The organism is Dickeya sp. CFBP 2040, assembly GCF_012273755.1.
In the GTDB taxonomy this organism is placed as follows: Bacteria; Pseudomonadota; Gammaproteobacteria; order Enterobacterales; family Enterobacteriaceae; genus Dickeya; species Dickeya poaceiphila.
The window spans coordinates 1-12,498 of record NZ_JAAVXH010000090.1 but is presented as its reverse complement, the minus strand read 5'-3'; the positions used below and the strand labels follow the sequence as shown (position 1 = coordinate 12,498).

13 protein-coding genes are annotated in these 12,498 nt (G+C 53.7%); 6 read left to right on the top strand and 7 right to left on the bottom strand.

What is annotated here, in order from left to right:
• Positions 1-205 precede the first annotated feature (205 nt).
• The 3 genes from galS to purM all read right to left on the bottom strand — a co-directional run bounded on the left by galS (position 206) and on the right by purM (position 3,190).
• Positions 206-1,246: an HTH-type transcriptional regulator GalS gene (gene galS / locus Dpoa2040_RS13810; RefSeq protein WP_168641629.1), complete on the bottom strand. Its 1,041-nt coding sequence runs from the start codon at positions 1,244-1,246 to the stop codon at positions 206-208.
• 268 nt (positions 1,247-1,514) lie between these two features.
• Positions 1,515-2,153, bottom strand: coding sequence for a phosphoribosylglycinamide formyltransferase (gene purN / locus Dpoa2040_RS13805; protein WP_168641628.1), 639 nt, complete (start codon positions 2,151-2,153; stop codon positions 1,515-1,517).
• The gene (purM, locus tag Dpoa2040_RS13800; RefSeq protein ID WP_168641627.1) at positions 2,153-3,190 is read right to left on the bottom strand and encodes a phosphoribosylformylglycinamidine cyclo-ligase; all 1,038 of its coding nucleotides are present in this window, start codon (positions 3,188-3,190) and stop codon (positions 2,153-2,155) included. Before purM ends, purN begins: the two co-directional genes overlap by 1 nt.
• Before the next feature lie 259 nt (positions 3,191-3,449).
• Between purM and upp the strand changes: the two genes are divergently transcribed.
• The 3 genes from upp (at position 3,450) to hda (ending at position 6,368) form a co-directional block, all read left to right on the top strand.
• Entirely contained in the window at positions 3,450-4,076 is a 627-nt protein-coding gene (gene upp / locus Dpoa2040_RS13795; protein WP_042869404.1) for a uracil phosphoribosyltransferase, read from the top strand.
• Positions 4,077-4,255: 179 nt separating this feature from the next.
• A complete protein-coding gene (gene uraA / locus Dpoa2040_RS13790; RefSeq protein WP_168641626.1) occupies positions 4,256-5,545 on the top strand; it encodes a uracil permease in 1,290 nt (429 codons plus the stop codon).
• Between the two features lie 115 nt (positions 5,546-5,660).
• Complete coding sequence (gene hda / locus Dpoa2040_RS13785) at positions 5,661-6,368, top strand: DnaA inactivator Hda (RefSeq protein ID WP_042869405.1); 708 nt, start codon at positions 5,661-5,663, stop codon at positions 6,366-6,368.
• Between the two features lie 9 nt (positions 6,369-6,377).
• Here the strand turns inward: hda and arsC are convergent, their stop codons facing one another.
• The 4 genes from arsC to Dpoa2040_RS13765 all read right to left on the bottom strand — a co-directional run bounded on the left by arsC (position 6,378) and on the right by Dpoa2040_RS13765 (position 9,442).
• Positions 6,378-6,734, bottom strand: coding sequence for an arsenate reductase (glutaredoxin) (gene arsC / locus Dpoa2040_RS13780; RefSeq protein WP_168641625.1), 357 nt, complete (start codon positions 6,732-6,734; stop codon positions 6,378-6,380).
• A 14-nt stretch (positions 6,735-6,748) separates the two neighbouring features.
• On the bottom strand, positions 6,749-8,212 hold the full coding sequence (locus Dpoa2040_RS13775) for a M48 family metallopeptidase (RefSeq protein ID WP_168641624.1): 1,464 nt from the start codon (positions 8,210-8,212) through the stop codon (positions 6,749-6,751).
• Between the two features lie 190 nt (positions 8,213-8,402).
• Positions 8,403-8,870, bottom strand: a complete 468-nt coding sequence (gene bcp / locus Dpoa2040_RS13770; RefSeq protein WP_042869410.1) for a thioredoxin-dependent thiol peroxidase — start codon at positions 8,868-8,870, stop codon at positions 8,403-8,405.
• A 2-nt stretch (positions 8,871-8,872) separates the two neighbouring features.
• Positions 8,873-9,442: a glycine cleavage system transcriptional repressor gene (locus Dpoa2040_RS13765; protein ID WP_042869411.1), complete on the bottom strand. Its 570-nt coding sequence runs from the start codon at positions 9,440-9,442 to the stop codon at positions 8,873-8,875.
• Between the two features lie 147 nt (positions 9,443-9,589).
• Here Dpoa2040_RS13765 and dapA point away from each other — a divergent pair, with 147 nt between their 5' ends.
• The 3 genes from dapA (at position 9,590) to purC (ending at position 12,492) form a co-directional block, all read left to right on the top strand.
• Entirely contained in the window at positions 9,590-10,468 is an 879-nt protein-coding gene (gene dapA, locus Dpoa2040_RS13760) for a 4-hydroxy-tetrahydrodipicolinate synthase (protein WP_042869413.1), read from the top strand.
• A gap of 16 nt (positions 10,469-10,484) precedes the next feature.
• Entirely contained in the window at positions 10,485-11,525 is a 1,041-nt protein-coding gene (bamC, locus tag Dpoa2040_RS13755; RefSeq protein WP_168641623.1) for an outer membrane protein assembly factor BamC, read from the top strand.
• Positions 11,526-11,778: 253 nt separating this feature from the next.
• Positions 11,779-12,492, top strand: coding sequence for a phosphoribosylaminoimidazolesuccinocarboxamide synthase (purC, locus tag Dpoa2040_RS13750; protein ID WP_042869418.1), 714 nt, complete (start codon positions 11,779-11,781; stop codon positions 12,490-12,492).
• The last annotated feature ends 6 nt before the right edge of the window (positions 12,493-12,498 follow it).

The window sequence follows — 12,498 nt, the reverse complement described above, 5'->3', positions numbered from 1 at the left end:
CGCCTGCTCGGCGGCGCGGCCTGATATGCATCCTGAAACAGATAGCGTCCTGAAATCGGTATTGTGAACGTTTTCGCCGTGGCGGCCGCTAACGATTCAACTGACTGGGCGACCGTGTTGCAAGGCGTCCGGCCTACGCAGTACGCCATCATGATAGAGAGCGCAATGTTAATTAACTGTGAATTTACTCACAAATTGAAAGCGGTTACATCGGTGATTTAAAAGATTTAGTGACCGCATCCACATTTTCACATGTGGCTACCGAGTGTCGCTTTACCAGCGTCGGCATAAAGCAGTGTCTGGCTGTTGGGTCCAACAGCCCGGCTGCGCCTTTTAGCGCCAGTTCGGTAGCGATTTTCGCCATGGAAACAATAGGGTAACGGATGGTTGTCAGACGCGGGTCGGTGTAACGAGAAATCGGGATATCATCGAAACCGACCACCGAAAACCGTTCCGGTACCGGAATACCGTTATCTTTTAGTGCCATCAGTGCGCCAGCCGCCATGCCATCGTTGTAGGTGAATACTGCCGTGAGCTGCTGGTTGTGCCCCAGCAATTCCACCATTGCCGTTTCACCGCCTTGCAAGTCCGGCTCGCCGCTGGCTATCCACTCATTCGGCGGCTCGATACCATGTTCCTGCAACGCCTGCCGCCAGCCGGTAAGGCGCTCCATGACGTCCTCTATCGGATGGCTGGAGCGGAGATAGCCAATGCGCTGATGCCCTTGTTGTAACAGCATTCGGGTCGCCATCATGGCACCGCTGACGTTATCGAGGCAGACGCAGCGGTGTGGATAGTCAGGCAGCAACCGGTTGATCAATACCATTCCGGGTACCTGATCCATGAACTCCGCCAATTCCTCATCGGATAAGGCTTTGGCATGTACGATTAGCGCGTTGCAGCGCTGGCGAATCAGTACTTCAATAGCGTGTCGTTCTTTTTCTTCCTGGTGATAGGAGTTGTTAATCAGCACATGTTTTTGCAGGCGCTGCGCCACCGTATCCACCGCTTTGACCATCGCGCCGAAAAACGGGTCTGACACATCCATCACCACCACGCCGATAGTGTCGCTGACCTGAGAAGCCAACGCCTGCGCATTGGCGTTAGGTCGGTAACCTAACTGCTCAACCGTCAGCAACACCAGCTCGCGCGTTTGCTGGGTGACTGCGCTGTTGTTATTGAGCACACGAGAGACGGTGGCGATGGAAACACCGGCCTGACGTGCGACATCACGGATGGTAATCATTCATACTCACCACAGAGGAAAAAGTTCACGAGGGTTGCCCTGACACTCAAGCTATCCTGGCCTATTCTGTCAGGCGTTATCACCAGACTACGTGAATCAGGTCACACTGATGAAAGCGGTTACATACAATTCCGTAACCTTTGTGACGAATGTCATTATCTGAACATAAAGACAGCAGCAATATTCCGGCGTGGCAATGTTTGCGGGGGAATATCACTCAGGGTAAATGCCCCGGCAGCGCGCCAGGGCAAAAGGGAAGAAAATAGGTTTAATCGGCAGCGTAGCCACTGGTGGGAACGACCTTGCCGTCGAGCCAGGCCTGATTGTTGCGCAGCGTCAGTCGCCCGGACAGAAACCAGCTTACCACCAGCGGATAAATGCTGTGTTCCTGTGTTTGCACCCGTTCCTGAATGTCTTGCTCGGTGTCGTCGGGGAATATCGGCACCCTGGCTTGCAGAATAACCGGACCACCGTCCAGCTCTTCGGTCACGAAATGCACTGAAGTGCCGTGTTCGCTGTCGCCGTTTTCCAGCGCTTTGCGGTGAGTATGTAAACCGGGATATTTCGGCAACAGCGATGGATGAATGTTCAACATCCTGCCGAGAAAACGAGCGACGAATCCGGCGCTGAGGATACGCATATACCCGGCCAATACCACCACATCCGGCTGATATGTTTCGATTTCTGCTGCCAGCGCTTCATCGAAATCGGCACGGCTGGCATAGTCACCCGGCAAGAGTGCGTGGGCGGCGATTCCGGCGTCACGCGCTCGCTCCAGGCCGAAGGCATCCGGATTATTACTGAATACTGCGGTAATTCGCCCGGCAATGCGACCATGCTGGCAGGCGTCAATTAACGCCTGCAGATTGCTTCCCTGACCTGAAATCAGGACAACGATGTTTTTCATCACTGGATGACCACGGTTTCTCCGCCATCGGTACGGGTAATGACACCGATTTTCCAGGCTGTTTCGCCGTTGCTGTTGAGGTGAGCGATAGCCTTGTCCGCCTGTTCGGCTGGCAGGGCGATGATCATGCCCACGCCACAGTTAAAGGTGCGATACATTTCGTGACGGCTGACGTTGCCATTTTGCTGCAGCCACTGGAACACCGGCGGCCACTGCCAGCTGGATTCTTCGATCGTCGCCTGCATACCTTCCGGCAGTACGCGCGGAATGTTTTCCCAGAAGCCGCCGCCGGTCAGGTGGGAAATGGCGTGTACGTCGATGTTTTCAATCAGTGACAGCACGGATTTCACGTAAATTTTAGTCGGGGCCAGCAGATGGTCTGCCAGCGGTTTGCCATCCAGTTGGACCTGTTCCGGGTTGGCGCCGCTGACTTCAAGGATCTTGCGGATCAATGAGTAGCCGTTGGAATGCGGTCCGCTTGAGGCCAGGGCTATCAGTGCGTCGCCTTCGCGTACTTTACTGCCGTCGATAATCTTGGCTTTTTCAACCACGCCAACGCAGAAACCGGCTACATCGTAGTCATCGCCGTGGTACATGCCGGGCATTTCGGCGGTTTCACCACCTACCAGCGCACAGCCGGACTGTTTGCAGCCTTCGGCGATACCGGTGATAACGCGGGTTGCAGTATCCACATCCAGCTTGCCGGTAGCGTAATAATCGAGGAAGAACAGCGGCTCGGCGCCCTGTACCACCAGATCGTTAACACACATCGCCACCAGGTCGATACCAATCGTATCGTGACGCTGCAGGTCCATCGCCAGACGCAGCTTGGTGCCAACCCCATCGGTGCCGGAAACCAGTACCGGTTCGCGGTATTTTTGCGGTAAGGCGCACAGGGCACCGAAACCGCCCAATCCTCCCATGACTTCCGGGCGACGGGTCTGTTTCACTACACCTTTGATACGGTCTACCAATGCATTGCCAGCATCAATATCCACGCCTGCGTCTTTATAGCTGAGAGAGGTTTTATCGGTCACTGCGGAGTCCCCACGGAGGTTACGATTGGTTTAAAAAATGGAGCGCGCTAATTCTAACAGCGTAAGCAAACGTTTGCGAGCGGTGTCTTTGCGGTGTGGTGGTTTCGGCAGGTCAACATAACGGTCTTTGTCGGCCAGCGGCGATAATTTCCGTTTCTGCTTGATTTGGATCAGACTTGAATCTATGGCGTAGATTGGAAAAAGCGGTATAATCCCGCGATTTTTTTGGCCGTCCACTGCCGATGGGGAGTAAAAAGTAATGAAAATCGTCGAGGTGAAACACCCGCTCGTCAAACATAAACTGGGTCTGATGCGCGAGCACGATATCAGTACCAAGCGTTTCCGTGAACTGGCGTCTGAAGTCGGTAGTTTGCTGACCTATGAAGCCACTGCCGATCTGGCGACGGAAAAGGTGACCATCGAAGGCTGGTGCGGTCCGGTTGAAGTTGACCAAATCAAAGGTAAGAAAATTACTGTTGTGCCGATCCTGCGTGCCGGCCTTGGCATGATGGAAGGGGTGCTGGAAAACGTTCCGAGCGCGCGTATCAGCGTGGTGGGGATGTACCGCGACGAACAGACGCTGGAGCCGGTACCCTATTTTCAGAAACTGGCTTCCAATATCGATGAGCGCATGGCGTTGGTAGTAGACCCGATGCTGGCGACAGGCGGTTCGATGATCGCAACCATCGACCTGCTGAAAAAAGCCGGTTGCCGCAGCATTAAAGTGTTGGTACTGGTAGCAGCGCCGGAAGGCATCGCCGCGCTGGAGAAAGTGCATCCGGATGTGGAACTGTACACCGCCTCGATTGACAAGGGCCTCAACGAACACGGTTACATCATGCCGGGTCTGGGCGATGCAGGCGACAAGCTGTTTGGTACTAAGTGATAGCCAGCCGACTGTAGAGTCGGCTTTTTTTTGCGTATGGGCTGCCCGTTTCTGACGTAACGGATTGTCCCTGTGCATTCCATGGATGGCGACATTTTTTCAGCGTCGGTGTTTGCCGGCGCTGAACTTTCTGCCGGGTTCCCCGGTATTTTTCAGTCTGAGACACAGAGGAAAACAAGATGACTCGTCGCGCCATCGGCGTCAGTGAACGCCCCCCACTTTTGCAAACGATACCGCTGAGTTTCCAGCATCTGTTTGCGATGTTCGGTGCCACCGTACTGGTGCCGATTCTGTTTAAGATCAATCCGGCGACGGTATTGCTGTTTAACGGCATCGGCACGCTGCTCTATCTGTTTATCTGCAAAGGTAAAATACCGGCGTATCTGGGTTCCAGCTTTGCATTTCTCTCACCGGTATTTCTGCTGTTGCCGCAGGGATATGAAGTGGCGCTGGGTGGCTTTATCCTGTGCGGCGCACTGTTTTGTCTGGTGGCATTGTTGGTGAAAAAAGCCGGGACCGGCTGGCTGGACGTGATTTTCCCGCCGGCAGCGATGGGGGCGATTGTTGCAGTCATTGGTCTGGAATTGGCTGGCGTGGCTGCCAACATGGCAGGGTTACTGCCGGCAGCGGGTGCGGAAATGGACGGCAAGACCGTGACGGTATCGCTGGTAACGCTGGCGGTAACCGTGCTGGGTTCTGTGCTGTTCCGCGGTTTCCTGGCTATTATCCCAATCCTGATCGGCGTATTGGTGGGGTATGCACTTTCTTTTGCTATGGGCATGGTGGATTTGGCTCCTATCGCTCAGGCGCACTGGTTCGCTTTACCCACCTTCTATACACCGCGCTTTGAGTGGGTGGCGATGTTGACGGTGTTGCCAGCCGCACTGGTGGTGGTAGCCGAGCACGTTGGTCATCTGGTGGTGACCGCCAATATCGTGAAAAAGGATTTGATGCGCGAGCCAGGCTTGCATCGTTCTTTGTTCGCTAACGGCGTATCTACCATGTTGTCCGGTTTCTTTGGTTCCACGCCAAATACCACCTATGGTGAGAATATCGGCGTGCTGGCGATCACGAAAGTTTACAGTACCTGGGTGATTGGCGGGGCGGCGGTGATTGCGATTCTGCTCTCCTGCGTTGGCAAACTGGCCGCAGCAATTCAGGCAGTGCCGGTACCGGTGATGGGCGGCGTGTCGCTGCTGCTGTACGGTGTGATCGGCGCGTCTGGTATCCGGGTGTTGATTGAGTCCAAAGTGGATTACAACAAAGCGCAGAACCTGATCCTGACCTCGGTTATCCTGATCATCGGCGTCAGCGGCGCGAAGATCCACCTGGGTGCGGTGGAGCTGAAAGGCATGGCGCTGGCCACCGTGGTAGGCGTGTTTCTGAGCGTGCTGTTCCGTGTTATCAGCATGGTTCGTAAAGAGGAAGAGGTGATCGACGAAGAGGACAGCAAGTCATCTGATCACTAATCTCCCGGCCCGTCGGCAGTCCGGCGGGCAATGCGGTGAACCGGCAGGATGCCGGTTCAATCGCCAAAGGTTTCTATGCTAAACTTGATTTGTTTTCCTGCCCGTTTGGTTTGAGGTGCTTCTGAACACACCGGCACAGTTATCATTGCCACTCTATTTACCCGATGACGAAACCTTTGCCAGTTTCTATCCGGGAGAGAATACATCTCTGCTGGCTGCCATCCACACAACGCTGGATCAGGAACATGGCAGTTATATCTATTTCTGGTCGCGTGAGGGTGGGGGACGTAGTCACCTGCTACATGCCGCCTGTGCGGAGTTATCCCGTCTTGGTCGTGCGGTCGGTTATGTGCCGCTGGATAAGCGCGCCTATTTCGTACCGGATGTACTGGAGGGGATGGAGCAACTGGCGTTGGTGTGCATCGATAATATTGAGTCGATTGCTGGCGATGACGCGTGGGAAATGGCGCTGTTTAATCTGTATAACCGCATTCAGGAAGGTGGGCGTACCCGGTTACTGATAACCGGTGATCGCCCACCGCGCCAAATCAACCTGCAACTGGCAGATCTTGCCTCGCGTCTCGACTGGGGGCAAATCTACCGGTTACAACCGTTGTCGGATGAAGAGAAAGGCGAAGCGCTGAAGTTACGTGCACGGTTGCGTGGTTTTGAACTGCCGGAAGACGTCAGCCGTTTTCTGCTTAAACGGCTGGACCGAGAGATGCGTACCCTGTTCATGACGCTGGATCAATTGGATCATGCTTCTATCACCGCCCAGCGTAAGCTGACGATCCCTTTCGTCAAAGAGATTCTCGGCTTGTAATGTTGCCTGTTACAGTATATCCAGCACCTGCTCCGGCGGACGGCCAAGTTTAGCTTTACCGTTGGCTATCACAATCGGGCGTTCAATCAGTTTCGGGTGAGTGACCATCGCCTCAATCAATTGCGTTTCCGTCAGGCTGTCGTCGGCCAGATTCAGCTCACGGTACAGATCTTCTTTTCGGCGCATCAATTCGCGTGCACTGGCAAAATCCAATTGTTTAATCAGCTTATCCAGTGTGGCGGCATCCGGCGGTGTGTCGAGATACAACACGACGTCCGGTTCAATGCCTTGTTGCTGCAGCAACGCCAATGTTTCACGGCTCTTGGAGCAGCGGGGATTATGATAAATGGTCACCGGTTTACTCATTCCTCTCACCTTTTTCAGGATTTTTCATAAGGACGAAAGCGTTGCTGTAGCGCACGTAACTGATCGATGCGGGCATCGTAGCGTGCCTGATCGAGACTGCCGAGTTTGCTTTGCGAGCTGGCGTTGCTCAGCAAACGAATCGCCTGATCCAGCTTGCCGTTCAATGCCAGGCTTTCCGCACGGGATGCCAATTCATCGCCGCGCATATTCTGCGCTGCGGAAGCTTGCGCCAGTAAGTCCCAGCCATTTGGATCGTCGGGATGGGAATAAGTGTATTTGCGCAGAATACGGATAGCGTCGGCTGATTTGTGGCTTTCCACCATCGCGTTAGCCAGGTTGAGCTGCAATACCGGGTTGTCTTGCACGTCCGGCACTTTCTGCAGGCGAGCAACCGCCAGGTCGGCGCGTTGCTGGCCGATATCGATATCGGTCATCAAATCAAGAAACCAGGGGTTTGACGGCGATTTGTCCAGCAACGGTTGCAGTGTGGCGCGTGCTTCATCGTACTTCTTGGCCTGATAGGCATGAATGGCGCGGCCATACTGAGCAGCTTGCTGTTCGCGCGCATTGCCTTTAGCCCAGTTATCCAATAGGGCGGCGCCATACGGGTTGTCCTGTGATCCGTACATTCCCAGCACACGCGCCTTGGCGAACAGGAAATCCTGAGAAGAGTGCACCAGGGTTGATTTCATTTGGTTAGCACGGTTACGCGCGTCTGACAGTCGGCTTTCCGGTAGCGGGTGCGTCAGCAGCATTTCCGGCGGTTTGGTGGCATAGCGAGACATATCCGCCAGCCGTTGCAGGAAATTGGGCATCGCCTGAGGGTCGAATCCGGCGCGTTGCAATACCTGAATCCCGATACGATCCGCTTCCTGTTCATTCGCCTGGGTAAAACTGATGATGCTTTGCTGCGCGCCTGCCAGCGTGCCGCTCAGTGCGGCGAACCCGGCCTGTGGGTTTGCCATCGCCAGCAGCAGTGAGCCGAACGCGCCTGCCCAGGCCAGCGGTGCACTGGCTTTCTGAGCCTCCATGGCGCGTGCCAGATGCCGCTGGGTTACGTGGGAGATTTCGTGCGCCAGTACCGAGGCTAGCTCACTTTCACTTTCCACATAGCGGAACAGCCCGGAGTGCAACACCACATTACCGCCAAAGAAGGCAAAAGCGTTGATTTCGTCATTATTGACCAGGAAGAAATGAAACGGGGTGCGTACGGAATCGGCTGACTTGACCAGTCGCCCACCCAACTGATTGATATATTGCAGCAACAGCGGGTCGTTAATCAGCGGTGCGCCGGCGCGTAACTGGCGCAGGTAAAAGTCCCCCATGACCAGTTCCTGATTGATGCTGAGCGTTCCACCGGCGGTGGTGCCGATATCCGGCAGCGTGTCCTGTGTCGTGGCTGTGACCATCAGCGGGCTTGCGCTTAGTAACGCGCCTGCCAGTATGGCGATGACCGTCTGTTTGAACCGATAGGACATAACGAAGACAACCTTTCGAACAACCTGAAAGAATGGTCATCATCTTAGCCAGCAGTGGCAAACAATGAAACATGAATAGGGAAAAAGGCGGTGTAAAAAATGGGAAATGCGTGGTGGTCTGTGGTTTGCCGACGCACCGAATACCGCGTCGGCAATAATCAGGAGCAGAATAATCAAGAAAGAAAAAGGCTCAGGCACCTTTTAAGTAATTCAGTACGATATCGTGGTGATTACTGGTCTTGAAGTCATCGAATACTTTTTCGATGTTGCCTTCCGCGTTGATCAGAAAACTGACCCGGTGAATACCGTCATAGGTTTTCCCCATAAAGGTTTTTTCACCCCATACGCCGAACTGTTCAGCTACCTGATGGTCTTCATCAGCCAGCAGGGTAAAGTTCAGCAGCTCTTTTTCCGTAAAGCGGGACAATTTCTCCGGCTTATCGGTGCTGATACCCAGAACCTCAACGCCGAATTTCTTCAGCTCGTCCATGTTATCGCGAAGCCCACAGGCTTGCACGGTGCAACCTGGCGTCATGGCCTTGGGATAGAAATACACCAACACCCGTTGGCCCTGGAAGTCGGCCAAATTAACTTGTTCGCCATCCTGGTCGGGCAAGCTAAATTTCGGTGCAATATCACCGGCTTTCAGTGTGGTCATCACTACTCTCCATCTTTCTCTTCGTGCTGTGGATAGGTCACAACGCTAATACTGCCTTGCGCGTGCAGTTCTGTACATAGCTGATGAAAGGCTGGCTCAATAATTGAACCAGCCAGTGCAGTCGGGCTGTGCGCCGTAATCTGGATGTACAGTTGCGGCGGCGTATCGCCATCGGCGGGACGGGTTTTGGATACCAGCCCGGCGATGTTCATTTGATGGGAATCAAACAGATCAGTAAAGCGTTCAATGATGTGTGGGGAGTCAGCAACATCCACTTTGACCCACACGGTAGCCGGCATTGGCGGGCGCGACTGCGATTCAGTGCGTTTCATCACAATCAGCAAATCCAGTTCTGCACCCTTTTGCGGCAGGGTGGATTCGATGAGCGTAATCGCATTCCAACTGCCGGACAGCAGCATGATAAAAGTGAATTCCGTGCCTAGCATCGCAAGTCGGCTATCTTCGATGTTGCAGCCACAGCTACTGACGTGACGGGTAATCGTATTCACGATACCGGGACGATCAGTCCCCAACGCGGTAATGACCAGATAGTGTTCTTGTGAGCGCGGCAAAATTGTGCTTCCTGTACAAAATGTTGGAAGTAACATGGTAAACATAAAAAAAACCACCTGCCAAGCGCTGACAACCGTGGTTGCAAGCTTGCTTTTGCATAGAGGTCAAAAGTACCATGAAGCACTTGTTTGTGGAGGGGATGGCTAATGTTTACGGGTAGTATTGTTGCTCTGGTGACGCCGATGGACGACAAGGGTGCTGTTGATCGCGCGAGCCTGAAAAAACTGATTGATTATCATGTCGCTAGCGGCACGTCTGCGATTGTGTCGGTGGGTACCACCGGCGAGTCCGCCACCTTGAGTCACGATGAGCATGGCGATGTGGTGATGCTGACGCTGGAATTGAGCGATGGCCGTATCCCGGTTATTGCCGGTACCGGTGCCAATTCGACCGCTGAGGCGATTTCCCTTACCCAGCGTTTTAACGATACAGGTGTTGCCGGGTGCCTTACCGTGACGCCGTATTACAACAAACCGACCCAGAACGGTTTGTTTCTGCATTTTAAGGCGATTGCCGAGCACACTGACCTGCCGCAGATCCTCTACAACGTGCCGTCCCGTACTGGTTGTGACATGTTGCCGGAAACCGTCGCCCGTCTGTCAGAAATCAAAAATATTGTTGCCATCAAAGAAGCGACCGGGAACTTAAGCCGGGTTAGCCAGATCCAAGAGCTGGTTCATGAAAGTTTCATTCTGCTGAGCGGCGATGACGCCAGCTCGCTGGACTTTATGCAACTGGGTGGTAATGGCGTAATTTCCGTCACAGCTAACATCGCAGCCCGCGAAATGGCGGCGTTATGCGAGCTGGCGGCACAGGGGAATTTCGTCGAAGCCCGCCGCCTGAATCAACGTCTGATGCCGCTGCATCAGAAACTGTTTGTTGAACCCAATCCGATTCCGGTGAAATGGGCCTGTAAGGCATTGGGATTGATGGCGACCGATACGCTTCGTCTGCCGATGACGCCACTGACCGATGCTGGTCGTGACGTGATGGCGCAGGCTATGAAGCAGGCGGGTCTGCTGTAACCGTTAGGGAGATTTGATGAGTTCTTCATTGCAAAAGTCGATGGTGGCAAAGGTTGTCGGTGTTTCGCTGATCATGTTGCTGGCCGCTTGTTCCAGCGATCAACGCTACAAGCGTCAGGTCAACGGCGATGAATCCTATCTGAAAACCCCTGAACACCGGGCACTGAATGTGCCGCCCGGTTTGATTCTGCCGTTGCATAATGGGGATTTTGATATTCCTCCGGTCAACCAGAATGGGCCGGTAGGCAAAGCGTTGGATATTCGTCCGCCAATGCAGCCATTGGCTTTGTTAAATGGTTCCCGCGGTCAGGTTTCGGGTAATACCGCTACGTTGTTACTGGAAAATAATGCGCGCAACAGTAGCCTGTGGGCAGTGTTGACGCAGGTTCTTCAGTCAAAAGGTTATACGATTGCCAGTCGTCAGGATGCCAGCCGAACGCTGACTACCGATTGGATCAACTGGAAGCGTGAAGATGAAGACGTGGCGCATCAGGCGCGTTATCAGATAACCCTGCAGACTCAGGGGTATCAGTTGGCTCTGACAGTGAAGTTGCTGGATCTGCAGCAGAATACCAGTCCTGTAACGGAACGCAGCGAAATTCAGCGTTATGCCGCGCTGATGCTCAATACGCTATCTGATGAACTGGATAAACGCCTGAACGAGAATGACAGCGCGCAGGCCAGTCGTAATAGCCAGCAACTTAATGTTCAGAGCGGTGCTGATGACTCCGGTTTGCCGTTGCTGGTGGTACGTGGTCCCTACAATCAGGTATGGGATCGCCTGCCGAAAGCGCTGGAGAAGATCGGCATGACTGTGAGTGATCGCAGCCGTCCGCAAGGGTCAATATCAGTCAGCTATAAGGCACCGGGCAGCGGCACCTGGAATGAGTTGGGCGCGCACGATCCGTCATTGCCGAACGGTGATTACAAACTGCAGGTCGGTGATTTGGGCAACCGCAGTACGCTGCAATTTATCGACTCGAAAGGACATACGCTAAGCCAGTCGCAAAATGACGCGCTGGTCGCAGTGTTCCAGGCCGCGTTTAGCAAATCGTAAAACGCAAGAATATATACCCTAAATAATTCGAGTTGCAGGCAGGCGGCGACGCAGCGAATCCCCAGGAGCTTACTTAAGTAAGTGACTGGGGTGAGCGAGGAAAGCCAACGCACCTGCAACTTGACGTATGACGGGTATAAGGGTCGGGTTCTCCGGCCCTTCTTCATTTAGTCATCAACGTGATGGGTTTATCAACACGTTCAATTAACGGGCACCGGTGCAGGTGGCCCTTACTTGTGTGGAGTAATTAAAGATGCAAAAGCTAGCTGAGTTGTATCGCGGAAAAGCGAAAACGGTCTACACCACGGACGATCCGGATCTGCTGGTGCTGGAATTCCGCAATGATACGTCAGCAGGGGATGGTGCTCGCATTGAGCAGTTTGATCGCAAAGGGATGGTGAATAACAAGTTCAACCACTTCATCATGACCAGGCTGGAAGAGGCCGGTATCCCGACCCAGATGGTGCGTCTGCTGTCTGATACTGAAGTGCTGGTGAAAAAGTTGGAGATGGTGCCAGTCGAGTGTGTGGTGCGTAACCGTGCTGCGGGGTCGTTGGTTAAGCGTCTGGGTATCACGGAAGGTGAAATTCTCAATCCTCCGTTGTTCGACCTGTTTTTGAAAAACGATGCCATGCATGACCCGATGGTGAATGAGTCCTACTGTAAAACCTTCGGTTGGGTCAGTGAAGAAAATTTGGCACGTATGAAGGAACTGAGCTACAAAGCCAATGAGGTGCTGAGTAAGCTGTTTGGTGATGCGGGTCTGATTCTGGTGGACTTCAAGCTGGAGTTCGGTCTTTTTAAAGGTGAAGTGGTGCTGGGTGATGAGTTCTCGCCGGACGGTAGCCGCCTGTGGGACAAAGAAACCCTGAACAAAATGGATAAAGACCGTTTCCGTCAGAGCCTGGGTGGGCTGATTGAAGCCTACGAGGAAGTCGCACACCGTCTGGGTGTTAAATTAGACTAACAGCGC